We start from the raw sequence: 20812 nt of genomic DNA on the forward strand, positions 1-20812 counted from the left end.
GCGGATCGGCCTCCGCGAGATTGTGACAAGCTGGCTATTTGGCAGAGCGGATCTGCGGTTTGCCGGTTGCACCCTCACACGGCCGTTGCGCACGGCGCTATTACATCACTCGTTCAGGAAACGACGTAGCATACATGACCCCTCGCAATAGTGGGAAACCTGATTGCTCAAAGGGCCGCTGTCACATCCGGAAATCCGCCGTTGGTCGCAGCATCTACCTGCCAGCAGGGTGAGCGCTAAGCTTGGATTAGGACTTAGACGTTTAGCTCATGATGAGGTGACCCAATGGCAGGACTGCGACAGACCGAGGCGCGAGGCGGGCTCTATGAGCGGCTATTGCAGCGCCTTGAACTGGCGTTGGACGAGGCGCATTCATTGCGTGGTCATCGGGCCGGGCCGCCCGATGAACTGGAATTGCGTGGCCTGTCGCCCTCCGAGGTGGAGCTGATCAAGGCGTACATGGATCACGACCTCAATTGGTTGCGCGGCTGGCATGCGGCGGCCGAAGAGTTGGCGATGCTTGAGCATTTGCCGCTGCGCAAATCGCGGCTCAACGGGCTGGCTGGCAAACCTCTGGGTAAAGTCGAGCTGCGCAGCAAAACCTTCACCCGGCGCCGGCAGCCGCTGTGTTGTGCAATGTGCGGGGTTCCTGCGGATTTTCAGCCCGGCGGCGTGCGTGCGTGCTGCGAGTGTGGTTCGCAACTGTTTCGGGCTAATCAGACCGGCTGAAGCACGCGTTTATCAGGATTAATCGTCACGCCTTTATTGGCGCAATCGCTGAGCAATTTTCCTTCGAGTTGATGCACTGCGCCTGATAGCCTTTGCGCATCTCGGAGGTGTGCATGGCGTTTCGTTATATTCTCAAGCATCTGTTATTACCGCCCGGCATCTTCTTGCTGCTGATCTTGCTTGCCTGGTGGTTGCGTCGGCGCGCCCCGCGTTTGGCGTCTGCCTGCTTTGTCGGTGGCTTTGCCGGAATCTGGCTGATGAGTTTGCCGGTGGTGGTCGAGTGGTCGGCGCGCGGGATTGAGCGCCATCCGGCGATTCAGCCCGATGAATGGGCCAGTCTGGGCGAAAGAGCGGATGCGATTGTGGTGCTGGGCGGCGGTCGGCAGCGTGGAGATCCGGCGTGGGGCGCTGATCAGTCAAGTTGGTTCGCGCAGGAACGCGTTCGCTACGCGGCGCGGCTGTCTCGAGCCAGCGCGCTGCCAATTGCCACCAGTGGCGGCCTGCATTACGGCACGCCGCCAAGCGAGGCGCAGATCATGGCTGAGCAGTTGGCGGTCGATTACGGTTTGCAGGCGCGCTGGCAAGAAGGCCAGAGTCGCACCACCTGGGAAAATGCCCAGCGCAGTGCTGAGCTGTTAAAGCCGCAAGGGGTTAAACGCATTGTTCTGGTCACTCAGGCCTGGCACATGCAGCGTGCGGTCTGGTGTTTCGAGCAGGCCGGTTTCGATGTGGTGCCGGCGCCTTTCGGCTTTTTCAGTGTGGCCAACGGCGAGCCCTTGGGCGGCTGGTTGCCGGATGGCAGGGCGCTATGGCGCAACACTCTGCTGTTCAACGAGGCTGTCGGGCTGCTGGCGTACCCATTGGTCTACGCCAGCGAGCCCGATGAATAGCGCTTAAACCGTTTTAGCCATGCGAGCCGCGAGCAACGCCCAGCCGAAGATCAGCCCGCAGAGAATGATCAGCGGCCACGAGCGCCATTGCAGGTAAGGGGTCAGCCCTTCAACAGGCTGCACATGGCCGTACATGACGGCGCGTTTGAATTGCGGCAGTTGCAGGGTGATTTCGCCGAATGGGTTGATCAAGCCAGTCATGCCGTTATTGGTGGCGCGGATCATCCAGCGGCCCGCTTCAAGTGCGCGCATCTGCGCCATCTGCAGGTGTTGCAACGGGCCAATTGAGTCACCGAACCAGGCGTCGTTACTCACGGTCAGCAGCAGCTGGCTCTGCGCCGCCAGCCCCGCAGCGAACTCGGGATATACCACTTCGTAACAAATGTAAGTGGCAATGCTGTAGCCCTTGGCTTGCAGTAGCTGCTGGTCTGCGCTGCCGCGCGCGAAGTCGGACATGGGCAGGTTGAAGAAGGCGATCAGGCCGCGCAGAACATCCTGCAGCGGCACGTATTCGCCAAACGGCACCAACTTCTGTTTGAGATAGTCGCCGCTGCCTTGGCCAACCACAGTTACCGCGTTGTAATAACGCTGATCGCCCTGCGCATTGGCTTGGCGCAGCGGTACGCCGGTAATCAGTGCGGCATTGCGGTCATTGGCGAACGTGTCCATCACGCTCAAATAACCGCTGGCGCGTTCTTTCAGAATCGGTACTGCGGTTTCCGGCCAGACAATCAGGTCGGCGGGTTTGGACTGGAACGTCAGGTCACGGTACAGCGAAAGTTGCGCATCCAGTTGCTCCGGGTCCCACTTCATGTTCTGCGGCACGTTGCCTTGAATGGTCATCACCTTCAGTGGCTCGCCAACCGCTGTCGTCCATTGGTGATGCTTGAGGCTGAAGCCCGCGACCCAAGGCGCGGCCAGCAGCACAATCGCCGCCGCCAAAAAGCTCAGGCGTGTGCGCAGTGAATACAGATTGACCAGCAAGGTTGCAGTTAGCGCCAGGGCAAACGAAATCAGCCAGACTCCTCCCAGAGGCGCCAGCCCCGACAGCGGGCCGGTGAGTTGGCTGTAGCCTGAATAAAGCCAGGGGAAACCAGTCAGGAACCAGCCGCGAAAGGCTTCTTGCGCAACCCAGAGCGCAGCAAAGGCCAGTGCGTCTGCCAGTGGCGCTTCGTCTCGACGCAACCAGCGAGCCCATAGCCAGGCGGGCAGGGCGAAAAATGCGCCGAGTGCGGCGACGAACGCCAGCGTGAGTGCGCCGGCCAATGCCGGGCTGGCATCGCCGAATTGGTGGATGCTGACATATACCCAGCTGGTGCCTGCGGCGTATAAGCCGAAACCAAACCACCAGCCACGCCACAACGCCTGACGCGGATTCAGCGTGCGCAGGCCAAGGTAGAACAGTGCGATAACCACAATCGCCAGCGGCCAGATATTGAATGGCGCCAGTGCCAGCGTTGTCGCGGCACCTGCGGCCAGTGCAATCAGGTTGCCCGGCCAGCCAGCAGAGGTGATCCAGCGCATGTTTAATCCTTGGCAGTAATAAGACCGCAGGAGGCTAGCGCCATCGGGCAGTCGAGAGCAAGCATGAGGGTGTAAAGATGTGTATTCAGCGGGGCGGCTGCAGGACGCAGCGCCAGTCTCTGCGCAGGTGAACCTGCGCAGAGAGCAAACTGCTTAATGGCTGAGCGGTGTCAGCCGGAGCAGGTGCAACCGACGGCTGTCGGCGTTGAGGACGCGGAAGCGGAAACCGCCGATCTCGGTGACTTCATTGCGCTTGGGCAAGTGCCCGAACGCACTCATGACCAGGCCGCCTACGGTGTCGAACTCGTCATCCGAGAACGCAGTGTCGAACGCCTCGTTGAAGTTGTCGATCGGCGTCAGTGCCTTGACCAGGAAATCACCGCTGGGCAGTGGTTTGACGTAGCTGTCTTCCTCGACATCGTGCTCATCTTCGATGTCGCCGACGATCTGCTCAAGCACGTCCTCGATGGTCACCAGCCCGGCAACACCGCCGTACTCGTCGATCACCACGGCCATGTGATTGTGGTTGGCGCGGAACTCGCGCAGCAGCACATTCAGGCGTTTCGATTCGGGGACGAAGGTGGCAGGACGCAGCAGATCCTTGATGTTGAAGCTCTGCTGGTCTTCAACCAGGATCAGCGGGAGCAGATCCTTGGCCAGCAGGATGCCGATGACATCATCCAGGCTTTCGCCGATTACCGGGTAGCGCGAGTGCGCGGCATCAATGATCGAGGGCAGAAACTCTTTAGGCGTCTGGGTCGATTTGATGCTGATCATCTGTGAGCGGGGGACCATGATGTCGCGAACTTGCAAGTCCGCGACCTGGATGGCGCCTTCGACGATTGCCAGTGCCTCACTGTCGAGCAGTTTGTTTTGATGCGCTTCTCGAAGGACTTCGAGGAGCTCCTGGCGGTTTTTCGGCTCATGAGCAAAAGCCTGAGTCAGCTTGTCCAGCCAGGTCTTTTGCTCGTTGCTCGATCGGTCTTCGCTCATGGCGTTTTACTCAGGATCCTTTCTAGGTGGGAGATCATGCAATGGGTGTATCAATCATGGTCGGCGTACGGGTCCGGGTGACCCAGTTCGGCCATTAAAACTTGTTCGAGACTTTCCATCTCGAGCGCTTCATCGTCTTCAATATGGTCATAACCGAGCAGATGCAAGCAGCCATGAATCACCAGGTGCGCCCAGTGCGACTCAAGGCTCTTGTTCTGCTCGACCGCTTCGCGCGCCACTACCGGCACGCAAATGACCAGATCGCCCAGCAGCGGGATGTCGAGCATCTCATCTGGAACATCTGCAGGGAATGAAAGCACATTTGTGGCGTAATCGCGCTGGCGATAGGTGTGATTGAGTTCACGCCCTTCAGGTTCATCGACCAAACGGATGGTTAGCTCCGAATCTGCCGTACGCTGCTTGAGGGCAGCGCTGCACCAACTGCGGAACTGCTCTTCGCTGGGCAGGTCGGGCGCGTCACTGGCAATTTGCAGGTCGAGTTCAAGCATTGCCATTATTGCGCTCATCGCTCGATTTCTTTTCGGCCTGGCTATCGAAGCGCTCGTAGGCTTCAACAATGCGTTGAACCAACGGATGGCGCACCACGTCCTTGGGCTTGAAGTGGGTGAAGCTGATGCCAGGCACATCGCGCAGCACTTCGATCACGTGGGTCAGACCGGACTTTGTGCCACGCGGCAAGTCGACCTGAGTGATGTCACCGGTGATGACTGCGGTTGAGCCGAAGCCGATACGCGTGAGGAACATCTTCATCTGTTCCAGCGTGGTGTTCTGGCTTTCGTCGAGAATGATGAAGCTGTTATTCAGCGTACGGCCGCGCATGTAAGCCAGTGGCGCTACTTCAATCACTTGCTTTTCGATCAGTCGGGCCACTTGCTCGAAACCAAGCATCTCGTACAGTGCGTCATACAGCGGGCGCAGATACGGATCGATTTTCTGCGACAGGTCGCCCGGCAGGAAGCCGAGTTTTTCACCGGCTTCAACCGCGGGGCGAACCAGCAGAATACGGCGGATTTGTTCACGTTCGAGCGCATCGACTGCGCAGGCGACTGCCAGATAGGTTTTACCCGTACCGGCCGGGCCAATGCCGAAGTTGATGTCGTGCTCAAGAATCGATTTGACGTAAGCCTGCTGATTAATACCGCGCGGGCGAATCATGCCCTTGCGTGTGCGCAAGGCTACGCTGGCTGTTGCCACCGGGTTCGCCATCTCTTCCAGACCGGATTCCTGCAGGAACAGGTGCACGGTGTCTGGTGACAGTTCGCTGGATTTGGCTTCGCGGTACAGGCGCCGCAGCAACTGCTCGGCAATTTTGGTCTGCTCGGGTTCGCCGACCAGCTCGAATTGATTGCCGCGATTGCGGATCTCGATGGCCATGCGCTCTTCGATCAGGCGCAGGTTTTCGTCAAATTGGCCACAAAGGTTGGCGAACCGCTCTGATTCAAAGGGTTCGAGGACAAAACGATTAGGTTCTATAGGTGTATTCAAGGTCGTCTTTTGGCCGCCAGTCGGCTGGGTGATGAGTCAAGAATAACCCTACCAGCTGGCGCGCGAAAGCGGCAGATGGCAGGCGCCTTTTCGCGATCTGGGCAGATTCAGACTACGCGACATGCAGCGGGCGGAAAAGTACCGCTGGCCTGCTTGCCGCGTAGGGTGAAATCCGTTGTTGCAGCCGGATCGCAAAAGGTTCGGTCGGGCACTCTTGTCAGTTGAGCAGAGATCCACGAAGTGAGTAGGGCTGAGCACTGTCAATCATGACGTCGACGAATTGGCCGATCAGGCCCGGATTATCGCAGCGGAAGTTGACCACCCGATTGCTCTCGGTGCGGCCCTGCAACATGCCCGGGTCTTTGCGCGAGTAGTCGCTGACCAGAATGCGTTGCACGCTGCCAACCATGCGCCGGCTGTTTTCCGAGCCGATCTGGCTGATGCGGTCCTGCAGGATTTTCAGGCGCTGCTTTTTCAGCTCTTCGGGCGTGTCGTCGGCCAGATCCGCAGCCGGCGTGCCGGGGCGGGCGCTGTAAACGAACGAGAAGGAGAAGTCGAAGCGCACGTCTTCAATCAGCTTCATAGTCTGTTCGAAGTCTTTTTCGGTTTCGCCGGGGAAGCCGATAATGAAGTCGGAACTGATCAGAATATCCGGCACCACGGCCTTCAATTTACGGATGCGCGACTTGTACTCAAGCGCGGTGTGGTTGCGCTTCATCGCCGCCAGAATCCGGTCGGAACCGGACTGCACCGGTAAATGCAGGTACTTCACCAACTCTGGAATATCCGCATGCGCTTGAATCAGCGCATCGGAGAACTCCAGCGGGTGCGAGGTCATGTAGCGAATCCGGTCGATCCCGTCGATTGCCGCGACGGCATACAGCAGTTCGGCAAAGTCGGCGATCTGGCCATTGCTGGTCTCGCCGCGATAACCGTTAACGTTCTGGCCGAGCAGGGTGACTTCGCGCACGCCGTTTTCAGCCAGATGAACGATTTCCGATAGCACGTCGCGTAGCGGGCGGCTGACTTCTTCACCACGGGTATAAGGTACAACGCAGAATGTGCAGTACTTGCTGCATCCTTCCATGACCGAGACATAAGCGGTCGGGCCGTCGATGCGCGGCTCTGGCAAACGGTCGAATTTCTCGATTTCCGGGAATGAGATATCCACTTGCGGCAATTTGGTGGTGCGCGCAGCGTTAATCATTTCGGGCAAACGGTGCAGGGTTTGCGGGCCGAACACTACGTCTACATAGGGCGCGCGGTCACGAATGGCCTCGCCTTCCTGACTGGCCACGCAGCCGCCAACACCGATTACCAGATCGGGGTTTTCCAGTTTCAGTTCACGCCAGCGGCCGAGCTGGGAGTAAACCTTGTCCTGGGCCCGCTCGCGGATGGAGCAGGTGTTGAGCAGGATCACGTCCGCATCTTCAGGACGTTTCGTGACTTCCAGGGCTTGATGTTCGCCCAGCAGGTCGATCATGCGCGAGCTGTCGTACTCGTTCATCTGGCAACCGTGGGTTTCGATATAAAGCTTCTTGGTCATGCGGGCTCAAAGAGTGATTCGACGAACCGCACATTATAAGGCCCATGGGGTTGTGTTCCTAGCATTGACTGCTCGATGGCTGTGCTATGATTTGCGCCCTCCAATTTTCACAGTCTAGACTGCCACTCATGAGCAAGCGCGAGCCTATTTATAAGGTCATTTTCCTCAATCAGGGACAGGTCTTCGAGATGTACGCCAAGCAGATCTTTCAGAGTGATCTGTGGGGCTTTCTTGAAGTTGAAGAGTTCATCTTCGGTGAACGCACCCAGGTAGTGGTTGATCCGAGTGAAGAGAAGCTCAAGGCGCAGTTTGATGGCGTAGTGCGCAGCTTTGTGCCCATGCACTCGATTATCCGCATCGATGAAGTCGAGCGGTTGGGCACGCCGAAGATCAGCGAAGCCAAGGCGAGCAGTAATGTCATGCCGTTCCCGATGCCGATGCCCGAGAAGTAACACAGCTTGCTGGTTGGCGTGTAGACAGAAAACCCTGAACGGTCGGTTTCAGGGTTTCAGGGTTCAAGGCAGAGGCGCGAAGGGTGAACTTCCGGCCTGGTTTTGCAACTCTTGCAGATAATTGCGGAAGATCTGCCCCAGCACCTGGCTGGCGGTTTCGAGTTCTTTGCGCTGCATTTGCTCAGAGAGCAGGTCGGCGCTGTCCATGGCGTCGTCCGAGCCATTGATCTCGGCCATTTTCAGAACGATATAAGCCTGCACGTTATTCGCCGGCACACCTTCACCGCGGTAAAACATCATGCCCAGACGATATTGCGCCTGCGCGTGCCCCTGTAACGAGGCCTGCTGGAACCAGTTGAGTGCTTGCGAAAGGTCACGCGGGGTGCGCTTACCGTCATAGAAATACTCGCCCAGTTCGAATTGAGCCTGGCGGTCGCCGTTCTGCGCTGCTTGACGGCACGCCGTCAGGGCATTTGGCAGGTCTTCAGGCGCCGTATTAAGCGAGCAGCTGCCCGTTGCCGGAATCAGTAAAGAGTTTCCGTCTGCAGATGCGTATAAAGGCAAAAGCAGCAAGCATCCCAGTACCAGGGTGCGGCCGGAGCATTTCATGAAAATCCAATTACCTCGAGGGTAGGCGGTAGGCGCAATGCCTGAAAATTGAGCTGTGCAGCACATTATGAAATAAGCGGGGCGGTTGATACAAAGCCTTTGCCATATTTCTGCTCAGCCTACGTGTCCTTGCCTAGTTTTACTCCGGTTTGCGCTGTCCCGGAAGGATTACTAACAATCTCGCCAGCAGCGCAGAGGCCGGTGTCAGCAGTAGCAAGGTCAGATTGTTAGCGCTGATCAGGCCCGGGTTCAGCCGGTTAGCGGCGCTCAAACCGGCCAGTAACAGCAATCCGGCCGAGGCAACACCTAACAATGCCGGCATTCGGCGCGGCCACTGTACAGCTCCAGCATAGACAATCAGCAGCAGGCTGATCACGCTGATCAGCAGGCGGTAGTTCTCCAACTGGTGCATTTGCCGGAATAACTCGAAGAATGCACACAGACCGAGCAGGATACGGCCCCAGTTCGGCCGGCTCCACGTCCAGCTCCGGCTCAGTGCCAGCGCGGCAGCGGCGATCAGCGGCAGCGCCAGAAACTGCGCCGCCTGGCTCAGCCAGAGCAACGCCGACTGCGCGCCGGGCAGCGCAATGCTGGCACCGGCCGCCGCTGTAATGGCAAAGCCGAGCAGGGCGCAGAACAGTCCCGCCTGATCGGCTTCGGTGTGCAGCTTGCGCGTCAGGCCAATTGCCACCGCGCTGCTGGCACACACCAGCGCCAGTGCAGCGCCGAGCAGTAGCGAGGTTTCGCCCATTAGTCGTTCTGCATCTGCGCGAAGGCTTTTTCAGCCGCGTCCAGTGTCAGCTTCAACTCGGCGTCGCCATGGGCGATGGAGGTGAAGCCGGCTTCGAAGGCGCTCGGTGCCAGGTACACGCCGCCCTCAAGCATCAGGTGGAAGAAGCGCTTGAAGCGATTGATGTCGCTGCTCATGACGTCTTCAAAGCTGATGATGTCTGGCTTGTCGCAGAAGTACAGGCCGAACATGCCGCCCGCCTGAGTCGTGACAAAGTCGATACCGGCAGCTTGTGCGCGCTCTTTGAGGCCCGCCAGCAGGCGGCTGGTGTAGTCAGTCAGTTCGTCATGGAAGCCAGGACGCTTGATCAGGCGCAGAGTGGTCAGACCTGCGGCCATTGCCAGCGGGTTACCCGACAGCGTACCGGCCTGATAGACCGGGCCCAGCGGGGCGATGTGGCTCATGATCTCGCGCTTGCCGCCGAAGCAGCCAACCGGCATGCCGCCGCCGATGATCTTGCCGAACGTGGTCAGGTCCGGCGTCACGCCGTAATACGCCTGCGCGCCGCCAAGGGATACACGGAAGCCGCTCATGACTTCGTCAAAAATCAGCACCACGCCGTGCTTGTCGCACTGCTCGCGCAGGCCTTCCAGAAAGCCCGGGGCTGGCGGTACGCAGTTCATGTTGCCGGCAACCGGCTCAACGATGATGCAGGCGATGTTCTGCCCCGATTTCTCCAGGCACTCTTTAACCGCTTCAATATTGTTGAAGGGCAGCGTCAGGGTGTGTTTGGCGAAGTCGGCAGGAACGCCGGCAGAGCTTGGCACGCCCTGAGTCAGTGCGCCGGAACCGGCCTTTACCAGCAGGCTGTCGGAGTGGCCGTGGTAACAGCCCTCAAATTTGACGATTGAGTCGCGGCCGGTAAAGCCACGCGCCAGACGGATAGCGCTCATGGTGGCTTCGGTGCCGGAGTTGACCATGCGCACCATTTCCATGGATGGCACCAGCTCGCAGACCAGGTCCGCCATTTCGGTTTCCATGGCGGTCGGCGCGCCAAATGACAAGCCGTGTTCAAGCTGGCTGCGCACCGAGTCAAGCACTTCCGGGTGGCTGTGGCCAAGGATCATCGGGCCCCAGGAACCGACGTAATCGACATACTGCTTGTCGTCTTCATCGGTAATGTAGGCGCCCAATGCGCTTTTGAAGAACAGCGGTGTGCCGCCGACGCTTTTGAATGCGCGGACCGGTGAGTTTACGCCGCCAGGAATGTGCTTCTGGGCATTGGCAAACAGGGTTTCCGAACGGGACATAATGGCCTCTCAAAAAGTGTGAGCAGGGCGCGGTTGGCGCCCGTAATTAATCAGACAGTGGCAAACAGATCGCTGAAGGCGCGGGCACGGGATTCGACCTCATCGCTGCTCTCGGCTGCGAACAGGGCGTGTATCACGGCAATCATGCTGGCGCCGGCGCTAATCAATTGCCCGGCGTTGTCCTGCGTCACTCCGCCAATGGCGACAATCGGCAGGTGACAGCGCGATTTGGCTTCAGTCAGGGTCTGGATGCTGGCGGCAGGTGCGCCGGGCTTGGTGTTGGAATTGAAGAACCGGCCAAACGCGACGTAGCTGGCGCCTTCGGTGGCGGCGATTTCCGCCAGTTCGACCTGCGCGTGGCAGGTCACACCGATGATCGCCTTGCGGCCGAGCAGTGCGCGGGCGGCGGCGAGTGAGCCATCGCCCTGGCCCAAATGCAGGCCGACGTCGAGGCGCGCTGCCAGTTCGGCGTCGTCGTTGATGATCAGGTTGGCGCCGTAACGCTCACACAGATCACGCAGCTCCTGGGCTTCGCGCAGACGCTTGGCGTCATCGCTGGATTTATCGCGGTACTGCAGCAGTGTCACGCCGCCGCGCAGCGCAGCCTCTACATAAGGCAGCATTTTGCCGTCAGCCAGCAGTTGGCTGTCGGTGATTGCGTAGAGTCCCTGCAGTTTCATCAGATACCCTCCTTCAGCTTGCATCCAATGGCAGGCGCCGCGGAATGTATTGGCCATGGCCCGGTTGCTCGGCATCACGCAGCGTACGCCAGGTGTAGTCGAGTGCCGACTTCACGGCGCTGACCAATTCCTCGCCCAGCGCGATGCGTCCGGCCAATGTGCTGGCCAGCGTGCAGCCCGAACCATGGTAACTGCCGGGCAGGCGCTGGCAGGTAAAGGTGTGCTGGCTGCCGTCGCGTGAGTACAGGCGATTGTGCACCTCCTTCTCATCACCGTGACCGCCGGTGATCAGCAGGTGCTTGATGAAGGGCAGAAGTTTTTCAGCGCACTCATCGGCTGTGCCTTCAGGCAGCTCGGCGAGAATACGCGCTTCGGGCAGATTCGGCGTGGCGATCAGGGATGCCGGGAACAGACGTTCGCGCATGGCGTAGCCGACTTCATCCTTGCCCAGCGCACCGCCGCCGCCCGCACGCAGTACCGGGTCGCAGACCATGGGCACATTGGGCAGGCTGTTTTTGATTTCGAGGACGGTTTCGACCATCTCCACCGAACCCAGCATGCCCAGCTTAATCGCCTCAACAGGCAGGTCGGCAATCACAGCGTTTGCTTGCGCCAGAACCCACTCGCGGTCGAGCACGCGGAAGTCAGATACGTTGACGGTATCCTGCACGGTGAGAGCGGTCACGGTAGGCGCGGCGTGACAGCCTTGGGCGAGCAGGGCTTCAATATCGGCTTGCAGTCCGGCGCCGCCACTGGGGTCATGGCCAGACACGCAAAGCACTACGGGGCGTGAGGTCGGTGTTTTCATGGAGCGCGAGCTTATCATTAATCAAACGATTTGCGCCCTTTTAGGCATCAGCAAATTGTTTGGCAGCGGCTGCACAAGGCCGTGGTTTGGCCCTGAAATCAAAGCGCAGGCGCGGCAGGCAGCAATGCGCATTTAACTCTCTAAAGGCTGTGCTAGAGTGTCGGGCTTTTGCCGACCTTGGCCAGTTACCGTGCCCCTGCGCACGGCGATATCACTTTCATTTAGGCTGTGACGGGCTGTATGCGTTTTATCGTGATGCTGTTATTGGCGGTTCTGCCAACATTTGCCAGTGCGGTGGTCTTTGACGAGACAACCCAATCGTTGACCCTTGGCCCGCAAATTTCGGTATTCGAAGATGTGCGCGGCGAGTTGAAGATCGACGATATCGATTCGCCTGCCATGGCCGGAAGTTTTCGAACGCATGATAAAAACGTACTGAATGCGGGGTATTCGCGTTCGGTGTTTTGGCTGCGTATTGATCTGGATTACCAGCCGCAGAAGGTGGTCAGAGATCGTACCTGGCTATTGGAGCTGGCGTATCCACCGCTCGACCATGTAGACCTGTATGGCCGTGACGAGCAGGGCGGCTACAGCCTGCTGCAGCGCAGTGGCGATGCCTTGCCGTTCAGCAGTCGGCAGATCAAACAACACAATTACCTCTACGCGCTGCACCTGCCAGCTGGCGAGTCGACCCGTTACTACTTGCGGGTCGAGAGTCAGGGCTCGATTCAGGTGCCGTTGACCCTGTGGTCGACCACCGCTTTTATTGAGTCTCAACCTGAGCACATCTATGTGCTGGGCATCATCTACGGCGTGCTGCTGGTGATGATGATCTACAACCTGTTCATCTTCTTCAGCGTTCGCGACGTCAGCTACCTCTATTACATTCTCTACATCGCCTCGTTCGGCATGTATCAGGTGTCGGTAAATGGCGCTGGCGTGCAGTACCTGTGGCCCGATAATCCGTGGTGGGCCAACATTTCCACGCCCTTGTTGATCGGCTCGGCGGTCTTGTTCGGCAGCCAGTTCGCCCGCAGCTTTCTGCAAACCCGGCTGCACAGTCGCTGGGTGGATCGTTGTCTGATGACCATGATGCTGGCCGGCGCCGGTGTGATGTTCATGGCCCTCACCAACAGCTATGCCTTGTCGTTGCGGTTGGCTACGGGGCTGTCGCTGGTGTTTATCGTGGTGATTTTCGCCGCCGGTATCATTGCCGGGCTGCGTGGCATGAGGGTTGCGCGTTACTTCATCGTGGCCTGGTCGACATTCCTAATCGGCGGCATGGTCAACACCCTGATGGTGCTGGGCTTCCTGCCCAACGTGTTCCTGACCATGTACGCGAGCCAGATTGGCTCGGCACTGGAGGTCGCGTTGTTGTCTCTGGCGCTGGCTGACCGCATCAACACCTTGAAGGAAGAGCGCGCGCGGATTCTTCAACAGTCGACCTCACAACTGGCTGCGTTGAACAGTCAACTGGCGACCAGTAACCGGCTCAAGGATGAGTTTCTGGCGACGGTCACGCATGAATTGCGTACGCCAATGAATGGCGTTATCGGTTCTCTGGAACTGCTGAAAACCCTGGAGTTCGATAACGAGGCTCAGCAGTATCAGCAAACTGCCGCCGCCTCTGCGCGCGACATGATGCACATGGTCAACGATATTCTGGTGCACACCGAACTCCAGGCCGGCAAGCTGCACCTGAAAAAACGCGTGTTCAGTCTGCGCGGCCTGCTCAATGAGCTGTACCAACTCCATGCCGGCAGGGCCAGTGAGAAGAATTTGCAGTTCAAGCTCGACGTGGATGAAACGCTGCTCGACACCCTTGAAGGGGACGCCGACAAACTCAAGCGTGCGCTCACCTACCTGCTCGACAATGCCATCAAATTCACTGCCACAGGCTCGGTCTGCTTATCAGTCGTGCGTGGCGTAGCACCGGCCAACAACGAGTCGGTGCAAGCGTTGAGTTTTCGCGTGATCGACACCGGCGCCGGCATTGAAGTAGACACGCCGGGGCAGGTGTTTCAGTCGTTTTGGCAGCAGGACGGCTCGCTCACCCGGCAATACGGCGGACTGGGCATCGGCTTGTCGATTTGCCAGCAACTGGCCGATTTGCTCAAGGGCCATCTCAGTTATCAACCGCAGGCCGAGCGCGGCAGCTGCTTCACGCTGGACGTGCTGATGGATTTGCCGGCGGCAGAAAATGCTTCGCCGCATGCACGGCAAACATTACCGTCGATTCGCGAGCCGCAGCACTGCAAAGTCTTAGTGGTTGAGGATGATCCGATCAACCAGTTGGTCATTCGCGGCATGCTGCTCAAATTGGGCTATCAGGTGCTTACTGCCGGCAGCGGCGCCGAAGCGCTGGAGGTGCTGCGTCGCGAGCGCATCGATGGGGTCTTACTCGACTGTCAGATGCCGGGTATGGATGGCTTTGCCGTTTGCCGGGCGTTGCGTCAAATGCCCGCGTGCCAAGAGCTGCCTGTGCTGGCCGTGACGGCGCACAGTCAGGCGGGCGACCGTGATCGCTGTCTGGCCGCCGGCATGAGTGACTATTTGGCCAAGCCGCTTAACTTCGAGCAATTGCGCCAGCTTTTGCAGGCCTGGCTGTTGACCCGCCCCTACTAGCGCAGCGTCACATTGCGCATTATCGCGCGCAGTTTGCGGCGCAGATGATGGGTCTTTTGGCGTAAATGCCGCTATCTCATTAATCTGAATCCTGATTCACTGACATTAAGTGAATCAGGATTCAGATTATGGCCTATCGCACCACGGCGCACCGTATCAGCCGCGATCAAGCGTTGCGTGAGCGCATTATGCTGTGCGCTCACACCCGCGTCACCGAGGGTGGCTTTGCCGCGCTGACCATGCAGGCTCTGGCCGAAGATGCCGGCGTTGCTACCGGTAGCTTGTACCGCCACTTTCGCAGCAAGGGCGAGCTGGCGGCCCAGCTGTTTGCCCGCGCCAGTCAGCATGAAATCAACGCGCTCAACCGGACACTCGCCCTCGGCGGCACGCCGGTCGAGCGTCTGGTTAATGGCTTGGAGCAATTCGCCGCCCGCGCCTGGAGCAGCCGACAGCTGGCCTACGCACTAATCGCCGAACCGGTCGAGCCAGAGGTCGATGAACAGCGTCTGATCTTCCGCGAAGCCTATGCTCAATTATTCACTGATCTGTTGCGCGAAGGCACGGAGCAGGGCGTTTTTGACGTCAGCCATTACGCTCTGGCAGCCGCCTGCCTGGTCGGTGCAATTGCCGAATCACTGGTAGGCCCGCTGTCACCGAATGCCCGCTCGGCCCGCGAAGCCGGCCAGCAGAGCCTGCAACTGGCCGAAGTGAGCCAAAGTTTAGTCACCTTTTGTTTGCGTGCCGTTGGCGCCAAGGAGCCCTATCATGAGCGTTGAATTACAGGCTGAAACCCACGAAGTGTTCAATCAGGTGCCTCCGTTGGATGGCGCCAATCTGTACCGCGTGGACCTGCCGTTACAAGAGTGGACCCGGCGCTTTGGTGCGGGGTGGGCGCACGACCGGCTGGATGCTTATGGCGCGCTGGCCGGTGGCGAGCTGATGGCCGCCGGCTTTCTCGCCAACGAAAACAAGCCCGTGTTCAAAAGCCATGACCGTTATGGTCACCGCATCGATCTGGTTGAGTTTCATCCCTCGTACCATCAACTGATGAGTGCGGCGATTGAGCATGGTCTGCCATCTGCGCCGTGGACCGAACCGCGTGATGGAGCACAGGTTGCCCGCGCGGGCCTGAGTTATCTGCACAGTCAGGCAGAGGCCGGCAGCGGCTGCCCGCTGACCATGACCTACGCAAGCGTTCCGGCGCTGCAGTTGCAGCCTGACGTTGCGCGTATTTGGCTGCCGAAAATCCTGTCTACACAGTACGACCCGCGTAACCTGCCGATCGAGCAGAAAACCGGCGCCACCATCGGCATGGCCATGACCGAGAAACAGGGCGGAACGGATGTGCGCGCCAACACCACGCGCGCCTATCCTGTCGGCACGCCGGGGCCGGGTCAGGCGTATGAATTGGTTGGCCACAAGTGGTTCTGTTCGGCGCCGATGTGCGATGCGTTCCTGACCTTGGCGCAAACCGACAAGGGCCTGACCTGCTTCCTGCTACCGCGTCATCGCCCGGATGGCACGCGTAACGAGTTCTATATCCAGCGCCTGAAAAACAAGCTGGGCAACTGGTCCAACGCCTCCAGCGAAGTGGAATACCGGGGCGCCTTTGCCTGGATGGTCGGGGAAGAAGGCCGTGGCGTTCCGACCATTATCGAGATGGTTTCGCTGACCCGTTTCGATTGCATGATCGGCTCCAGCGCCCTGATGCGTCAGGCGCTGACACAGGCTGCGCATCACTGCGCGCACCGCAAAGTAGGCGGCAAGCTGCTGGCTGATCAACCGCTGATGCAAAACGTGCTGGCCGATCTGGCGCTGGAAAGCGAAGCCGCGCTGGCGTTGACGCTGCGCATGGGCAAGGCGCTGGATAATCCGAACGATGCGCAGGAGCAGAAGTTTGCCCGGCTGGTAACGGCCATCGGCAAGTATTGGATCTGTAAACGTGCGCCGGCGATGATCAACGAGGCGCAAGAATGCCTCGGGGGCGCCGGGTATGTGGAAGACACCATTTTACCGCGCCTGTACCGCGAAGCTCCGGTCAACTCGATTTGGGAAGGCTCGGGCAATGTTCAGTGTCTGGATGTGCTGCGTGCGCTGTCCAAGGAGCAGGGCGTGCTTGATGCGCTGTTCCACGAATTGGGCGATGGTCACGGCGATGCACGCCTTAAAGCGCACATTGCCAAGGTGCACAGCGCCTTCAAGGACACCGACGATATTCAGTATCGCGCGCGCCAGCTCACCGAAGACGTGGCGGTAGGCTTGCAGGCCAAATTGTTGCTGGAGGCGGGCAATGCGACAGTCTCCGACGGCTTCATCGCCAGCCGGTTGGGCGACGGTGGTCGCGTTTACGGCACCTTGCCGCGTGGCGTGGATGCAGAGTCTCTGGTCGCACGCAGCTCGCCGCATTTCGCCTGAGCCTTGCCGCAAACAAAGAAGCTGACACGTGTCAGCTTCTTTGCGTTTCAGACGATTAATCTTTCGAGTCGTCAGGCCGAGCGTGCAACTCGCAGAGTCTTTCTACTGCCAATAGCCGTGACCACAAACAAGGCCGCCGCCAGGCTCAGGGCCAATGGCAAACCCTGCGGACCAAGGCCCATCAGGCTGCCGCTGAGCAGTGGCCCGATCAGGCTGCCGACGCCCCAGAGCATGCCGACACTGGCGTTGGCGGTGACCAGTTCGGCCCCGCTGAAGCGCTCGCCGATGCGCACCAAGGCCAGCGTATAAACCCCGCCAGCCACTGCGCCGAGTATGACCAGCGCCGGCCACAATACGCTCGGGTGGCCAATCAGCCAGGGCAATGCGCAGCCGATCAGCAACGCCATGACACCGCAGGCAAGATGCAGATGGCTGCGCTCGCAACGATCCGACAGCCAGCCAAGTGGCACCTGAAACGTCATGTCGCCGAGCAGAATTATGGTCACCATGAACGCGGCAATGCCGACTGCGTAACCGTGACTGCTGGCATAAACCGGAAACAGCGAGAGCACCACGCTGTCGAAAAAGGCGAAGAACAACACGCCCGTACACAGCGCCGGCGCGACTCTGATGAAGCCCGCCAACGAGAAAGTCTTGGTTTGTTCGTGTTCGGCCTCACTCCAGTCGGCGGGCAGATACAGCCACACCGCCAACAGTGCCAGCAGATTACACCCGGTAACCACGGCGATCGGCCACAGACTTTGTGTGCCCAGCACGCCGATTAGGGTTGGGCCAAACAACTGGCAGCCGGTGAAACAGGCGGCGTACAGGGCGACAATCTGGCCGCGCTTGTTTTCATCGCACAACTCATTAACCCAGGACTCGCCCAGAATCACCGCAACGCCCATGCCCACGCCCAGCATCAAACGGGCGGCTGCGAGCCAGCCCAGCGAGTCCGGCAGCCATTCGATGGCGCTGCAACTGGCTGCGCAGAGGGCGAAGCACATCAGGTACAGGTGGCGGCCACTGAAGCGACGGCACAGCGGTGCGACCATGAATGCCGAAAGAATCATCCCCGCCGCCGGCATTGCCGACAGAATACCGATTTGCAAGGGCGATGCGCCGGCTTCAAGCAGGCGCAACGATACCAGCGGCAATGTCAGGCCCATGCTCAGGCCTACCACGGAAACGGCAAAAATAAGTACAACCAGTAACCAGCGATTCATCACGTTCTCCGCCCCGGTTCAATGGACGGGGCCAGCCAAGATCAAAAATTTGCGCAGCGCAGCGCAAAGCAAAAATGTGAGCAAATTGCAGCCGCTACGCCTTGGGTGTGGCGTATACGCAGGTGTGCGTCGGGCTCAGGCGCTGAGCGTGTGAGGCGAGAAGGTGAAGGCGAAGAGTACGCTGCGACGACGTTTGAGCTTGGCATCCGCCGGCCAGGCACGCGGACACGCCAACAGCGCGGTCGGTGCTAATGGGGGGAAGCGCAGTGAAATGCTCATGGTGCGTACTGGGATGAAAAGTGTGCGGGCCGCGATTCTAAGAGGCGCTTGCCGGCGGGTCAAATAATTAGAGGCACTGGCTTAGCTGCCACACTCGGGTGCAATATTAGCCTGCACGTTCAGTCAGGAAGAATCGCCATGCGTCCATGTTCAGATGATTTCATTATTGTCAGCAGTCCCGAAGAGGCGGTGGATCGCCTTGCTGAGTTGCATCAGCAGGCAACCCATGGTTTGAGCCGGGCGCTAAAAGCGTATCTCAAGGATCGGGTTAAACCGGATGCTGAAAACCACTGTCAGTATCGCTACCCCGAGTTGCGCCTGACGTATTTGTGTCAGGGCGAGGTGCCCGCGTCCGTGCGCGCCTTCGCCAAGGTGCAAGTGCCTGGCACTTATAGCGTGACGGTCACGCACCCGGCAGCGTTTCGTAAATACCTGTTGGAGCAGCTGCGTCCGCTGATGCACGACTACACCTTGCGGGTTGAGGTGGGCATCAGCGAGCAGAATATTCCTTATCCGTATGTGGTCGAGCAGGGCGATGAACTGGCAGGCTCGGGCGTCACTGCCGCCGAGCTGGCGCGGGTCTTTCCGAGTACTGACCTGTCGGCGGCTACCGACAACAATGCTGACGGCCTGACCGACTGGGAGAGTATGGAGAGCATGCCGCTGGCGCTGTTCGACGCTGCCCGTGTGGACTTCTCGCTGCGCCGTCTGGTGCATTACACCGGCAGTGACTGGCGCCACGTGCAGCCGTGGATTTTGCTGACCAACTATCACCGCTATGTTGATCAGTTCATCCGCCACGGCCTCGACATGCTGGTCGGCGATTCGCGCTTCACCCACATGATCTTGCCGGGCAACGTGAGAATTGAGCGGGGAATGTCCGAAGGCGAGATGCAGGCAATTATCGGCGGGGTTGTCTGGCATCGTTATCAGATGCCGGCTTATCACTTACTGGCCGGCGACGGCGATGGCATTACCTTGGTGAATATCGGGGTTGGGCCATCCAACGCCAAGAACATTACCGATCACCTGGCAGTATTGCGCCCGCATTGCTGGCTGATGATTGGTCACTGCGGCGGCTTGCGCCAGTCGCAGAACATCGGTGATTACGTGCTCGCCCACGCCTACATGCGTCGCGACGGGATTCTGGACCGAGTGCTGCCGCCGAACATCCCGCTGCCGGCCCTGGCTGAAGTGCAGTTGGCATTGCAGGAAGCGGCTGCGGTGGTGACCGGTGAGCGCGGCGATGAGCTGAAAAAACGCCTGCGTACCGGCACTGTTCTGACGTACGACGATCGCAACTGGGAGCTGCGCTGGGCGCAGGAGCGGCCGTTAATCAACTTGGCGCGGGCCATTGCCGTAGACATGGAAAGCGGCACCATTGCCGCCCAAGGCTATCGACTGCGTGTGCCTTACGGCACGTTGTTGTGCGTATCGGACAAGCCGCTGCACAGTGAAATCAAACTGCCCGGCGCGGCGGGTGCGTTCTACGAGCGCGCCGTGACCCAGCATTTGCACATCGGCATTACGGCACTGGACATGCTGCGCAGCCAGCTCAACTCGTTGCACTCACGCAAACTGCGCAGCTTTGATGAGCCGCCGTTCCGCTGAGTTAGCGCGGCACGCCACTGCCGGGCATGGTTTTTAGATAACCGCTGCTGGTCTTCGGGTCATACAAACTCGATTCCAGGTCGACCAGACTCTTATGGTCGACCTGGATCAGGCCGCGCCGAGGGCGGTCGAGGTCGATGATCAAGAACACCAGCAGCACGATCAAACCGACCATGATGTAGGTCGCAAATGAAGCGCGGTGGCCAGACATTCCCGCCGTGTAACCGACAATAACCCCAGCCATCAGAAACGTAATGTACAGCAGCCCCAGCACGATCTCCGGAACATGGCGATTGAGCGCGGCATCGCGCGTGCCGTACGAATCGATCATTTCGTTGAGCGCCTGAATATACAGCCCGGTAGTCACCGGATTCGGCTGCTCTTGCGCGGCTTTGAGGGCATACGACCACAGCTGGCTTTGCAAGTCTGCTGCCTGCGTCAGCATCGCCCGGCGCTGATAAGGCTTAGCCAAATCGAGATTGCCGGTGCGAATGCGCAGGCTCAGGTAGCTTTGCAGTTTGTTGATTGAGTCGGTGCGCGCAGGCTCGGGCAACAAGTGGGCACGCAGATAAGCTGTGCCTATCGCATTGGCCTCATCGACCACCGCTTCGCTGCGATTATCGAAGCGCTGCAATGCCAGGGAAAAGGTGAAGCCGAGGAGCAGGGCCAGTATCCCGATCAACGAGCCCTGAATAGCATTGACGTGGGCCTTGCAGGGCTCGTCTGACATCGACTGGATCTTGCGGCCGCGTCGGTAGCCCAGCTCAATAACCAGCGCCATTGAAACAAACAATATGCCGGCAATCAGCCCGCTGTTGAGTTCGTACATAAACTCTCGCATCTCGCCCCACCCCGAATAAAATCCATCTACTCGTCAGG

General features: G+C 59.2%; 20 protein-coding genes. 7 read left to right on the top strand and 13 right to left on the bottom strand.

Features of this window, described 5'->3' with window-relative positions:
* Positions 1-285 precede the first annotated feature (285 nt).
* Positions 286-729 carry a hypothetical protein gene (locus tag BM395_RS18540; RefSeq protein ID WP_090514717.1) on the top strand — a complete coding sequence of 148 codons (444 nt, stop codon included), beginning with the start codon at positions 286-288 and terminating at the stop codon, positions 727-729.
* 113 nt (positions 730-842) lie between these two features.
* Positions 843-1619 (top strand): YdcF family protein, encoded by a 777-nt coding sequence (locus BM395_RS18545; RefSeq protein WP_090514720.1) that lies wholly within the window; start codon positions 843-845, stop codon positions 1617-1619.
* Between the two features lie 3 nt (positions 1620-1622).
* Here the strand turns inward: BM395_RS18545 and lnt are convergent, their stop codons facing one another.
* From lnt to miaB, 5 genes are all read right to left on the bottom strand, one after another.
* Entirely contained in the window at positions 1623-3143 is a 1521-nt protein-coding gene (lnt, locus tag BM395_RS18550) for an apolipoprotein N-acyltransferase (RefSeq protein ID WP_090514723.1), read from the bottom strand.
* A 153-nt stretch (positions 3144-3296) separates the two neighbouring features.
* Positions 3297-4136: a CorC family transporter gene (locus tag BM395_RS18555; RefSeq protein WP_069900762.1), complete on the bottom strand. Its 840-nt coding sequence runs from the start codon at positions 4134-4136 to the stop codon at positions 3297-3299.
* A 50-nt stretch (positions 4137-4186) separates the two neighbouring features.
* Positions 4187-4645 carry an rRNA maturation RNase YbeY gene (ybeY, locus tag BM395_RS18560; protein WP_090514765.1) on the bottom strand — a complete coding sequence of 153 codons (459 nt, stop codon included), beginning with the start codon at positions 4643-4645 and terminating at the stop codon, positions 4187-4189.
* Complete coding sequence (locus BM395_RS18565) at positions 4638-5642, bottom strand: PhoH family protein (protein WP_069900763.1); 1005 nt, start codon at positions 5640-5642, stop codon at positions 4638-4640. Before BM395_RS18565 ends, ybeY begins: the two co-directional genes overlap by 8 nt.
* A gap of 217 nt (positions 5643-5859) precedes the next feature.
* Positions 5860-7188: a tRNA (N6-isopentenyl adenosine(37)-C2)-methylthiotransferase MiaB gene (miaB, locus tag BM395_RS18570; RefSeq protein WP_069900764.1), complete on the bottom strand. Its 1329-nt coding sequence runs from the start codon at positions 7186-7188 to the stop codon at positions 5860-5862.
* Between the two features lie 128 nt (positions 7189-7316).
* On the opposite strand from miaB, the gene BM395_RS18575 reads away from it, so the two are divergent.
* Positions 7317-7640, top strand: coding sequence for a DUF1820 family protein (locus tag BM395_RS18575; RefSeq protein ID WP_090514726.1), 324 nt, complete (start codon positions 7317-7319; stop codon positions 7638-7640).
* A 63-nt stretch (positions 7641-7703) separates the two neighbouring features.
* On the opposite strand, the gene BM395_RS18580 is transcribed toward BM395_RS18575, so the two are convergent.
* The 5 genes from BM395_RS18580 to BM395_RS18600 all read right to left on the bottom strand — a co-directional run bounded on the left by BM395_RS18580 (position 7704) and on the right by BM395_RS18600 (position 11777).
* Positions 7704-8249: a tetratricopeptide repeat protein gene (locus BM395_RS18580; RefSeq protein ID WP_069900766.1), complete on the bottom strand. Its 546-nt coding sequence runs from the start codon at positions 8247-8249 to the stop codon at positions 7704-7706.
* 139 nt (positions 8250-8388) lie between these two features.
* The gene (locus tag BM395_RS18585) at positions 8389-9000 is read right to left on the bottom strand and encodes a hypothetical protein (RefSeq protein WP_069900767.1); all 612 of its coding nucleotides are present in this window, start codon (positions 8998-9000) and stop codon (positions 8389-8391) included.
* Entirely contained in the window at positions 9000-10289 is a 1290-nt protein-coding gene (gene hemL / locus BM395_RS18590) for a glutamate-1-semialdehyde 2,1-aminomutase (RefSeq protein ID WP_069900768.1), read from the bottom strand. Before hemL ends, BM395_RS18585 begins: the two co-directional genes overlap by 1 nt.
* A gap of 50 nt (positions 10290-10339) precedes the next feature.
* The gene (gene thiE, locus BM395_RS18595; protein ID WP_090514728.1) at positions 10340-10969 is read right to left on the bottom strand and encodes a thiamine phosphate synthase; all 630 of its coding nucleotides are present in this window, start codon (positions 10967-10969) and stop codon (positions 10340-10342) included.
* A 13-nt stretch (positions 10970-10982) separates the two neighbouring features.
* Complete coding sequence (locus BM395_RS18600) at positions 10983-11777, bottom strand: hydroxymethylpyrimidine/phosphomethylpyrimidine kinase (protein WP_069900770.1); 795 nt, start codon at positions 11775-11777, stop codon at positions 10983-10985.
* Between the two features lie 240 nt (positions 11778-12017).
* Between BM395_RS18600 and BM395_RS18605 the strand changes: the two genes are divergently transcribed.
* The 3 genes from BM395_RS18605 to BM395_RS18615 all read left to right on the top strand — a co-directional run bounded on the left by BM395_RS18605 (position 12018) and on the right by BM395_RS18615 (position 16817).
* Positions 12018-14402, top strand: coding sequence for a hybrid sensor histidine kinase/response regulator (locus BM395_RS18605; protein WP_090514731.1), 2385 nt, complete (start codon positions 12018-12020; stop codon positions 14400-14402).
* 128 nt (positions 14403-14530) lie between these two features.
* Positions 14531-15178, top strand: coding sequence for a TetR/AcrR family transcriptional regulator (locus tag BM395_RS18610; RefSeq protein ID WP_090514733.1), 648 nt, complete (start codon positions 14531-14533; stop codon positions 15176-15178).
* A complete protein-coding gene (locus BM395_RS18615; RefSeq protein WP_090514736.1) occupies positions 15168-16817 on the top strand; it encodes an acyl-CoA dehydrogenase family protein in 1650 nt (549 codons plus the stop codon). The genes BM395_RS18610 and BM395_RS18615 overlap by 11 nt, the downstream gene beginning before the upstream one ends.
* Positions 16818-16888: 71 nt before the next feature.
* Here the strand turns inward: BM395_RS18615 and BM395_RS18620 are convergent, their stop codons facing one another.
* Both BM395_RS18620 and BM395_RS23415 read right to left on the bottom strand, forming a co-directional pair.
* Positions 16889-18043: an MFS transporter gene (locus BM395_RS18620; RefSeq protein ID WP_090514739.1), complete on the bottom strand. Its 1155-nt coding sequence runs from the start codon at positions 18041-18043 to the stop codon at positions 16889-16891.
* A gap of 135 nt (positions 18044-18178) precedes the next feature.
* Positions 18179-18322 carry a hypothetical protein gene (locus tag BM395_RS23415; protein WP_170827774.1) on the bottom strand — a complete coding sequence of 48 codons (144 nt, stop codon included), beginning with the start codon at positions 18320-18322 and terminating at the stop codon, positions 18179-18181.
* A gap of 138 nt (positions 18323-18460) precedes the next feature.
* Here BM395_RS23415 and amn point away from each other — a divergent pair, with 138 nt between their 5' ends.
* The gene (gene amn, locus BM395_RS18625) at positions 18461-19933 is read left to right on the top strand and encodes an AMP nucleosidase (protein ID WP_069900775.1); all 1473 of its coding nucleotides are present in this window, start codon (positions 18461-18463) and stop codon (positions 19931-19933) included.
* Position 19934: 1 nt separating this feature from the next.
* Here amn and BM395_RS18630 read toward each other — a convergent pair whose 3' ends face one another.
* Entirely contained in the window at positions 19935-20762 is an 828-nt protein-coding gene (locus BM395_RS18630; protein WP_090514742.1) for a bestrophin-like domain, read from the bottom strand.
* Between the last annotated feature and the right edge of the window lie 50 nt (positions 20763-20812).

Source organism: Pseudomonas marincola (genome assembly GCF_900116605.1).
In the GTDB taxonomy this organism is placed as follows: Bacteria; Pseudomonadota; Gammaproteobacteria; order Pseudomonadales; family Pseudomonadaceae; genus Aquipseudomonas; species Aquipseudomonas marincola.

Coding starts and splice junctions, on each gene's coding strand:
- BM395_RS18610 (WP_090514733.1), top strand. CDS start 14,531: ATGGCCTATCGCACCACGGCGCACCGTATCAGCCGCGATCAAGCGTTG.
- BM395_RS18605 (WP_090514731.1), top strand. CDS start 12,018: ATGCGTTTTATCGTGATGCTGTTATTGGCGGTTCTGCCAACATTTGCC.
- BM395_RS18630 (WP_090514742.1), bottom strand. CDS start 20,762: ATGTACGAACTCAACAGCGGGCTGATTGCCGGCATATTGTTTGTTTCA.
- BM395_RS18620 (WP_090514739.1), bottom strand. CDS start 18,043: ATGAATCGCTGGTTACTGGTTGTACTTATTTTTGCCGTTTCCGTGGTA.
- BM395_RS18580 (WP_069900766.1), bottom strand. CDS start 8,249: ATGAAATGCTCCGGCCGCACCCTGGTACTGGGATGCTTGCTGCTTTTG.
- BM395_RS18615 (WP_090514736.1), top strand. CDS start 15,168: ATGAGCGTTGAATTACAGGCTGAAACCCACGAAGTGTTCAATCAGGTG.
- BM395_RS18575 (WP_090514726.1), top strand. CDS start 7,317: ATGAGCAAGCGCGAGCCTATTTATAAGGTCATTTTCCTCAATCAGGGA.
- hemL (WP_069900768.1), bottom strand. CDS start 10,289: ATGTCCCGTTCGGAAACCCTGTTTGCCAATGCCCAGAAGCACATTCCT.
- BM395_RS18555 (WP_069900762.1), bottom strand. CDS start 4,136: ATGAGCGAAGACCGATCGAGCAACGAGCAAAAGACCTGGCTGGACAAG.
- thiE (WP_090514728.1), bottom strand. CDS start 10,969: ATGAAACTGCAGGGACTCTACGCAATCACCGACAGCCAACTGCTGGCT.
- BM395_RS23415 (WP_170827774.1), bottom strand. CDS start 18,322: ATGAGCATTTCACTGCGCTTCCCCCCATTAGCACCGACCGCGCTGTTG.
- miaB (WP_069900764.1), bottom strand. CDS start 7,188: ATGACCAAGAAGCTTTATATCGAAACCCACGGTTGCCAGATGAACGAG.
- BM395_RS18600 (WP_069900770.1), bottom strand. CDS start 11,777: ATGAAAACACCGACCTCACGCCCCGTAGTGCTTTGCGTGTCTGGCCAT.
- BM395_RS18545 (WP_090514720.1), top strand. CDS start 843: ATGGCGTTTCGTTATATTCTCAAGCATCTGTTATTACCGCCCGGCATC.
- BM395_RS18540 (WP_090514717.1), top strand. CDS start 286: ATGGCAGGACTGCGACAGACCGAGGCGCGAGGCGGGCTCTATGAGCGG.
- ybeY (WP_090514765.1), bottom strand. CDS start 4,645: ATGCTTGAACTCGACCTGCAAATTGCCAGTGACGCGCCCGACCTGCCC.
- amn (WP_069900775.1), top strand. CDS start 18,461: ATGCGTCCATGTTCAGATGATTTCATTATTGTCAGCAGTCCCGAAGAG.
- BM395_RS18585 (WP_069900767.1), bottom strand. CDS start 9,000: ATGGGCGAAACCTCGCTACTGCTCGGCGCTGCACTGGCGCTGGTGTGT.
- lnt (WP_090514723.1), bottom strand. CDS start 3,143: ATGCGCTGGATCACCTCTGCTGGCTGGCCGGGCAACCTGATTGCACTG.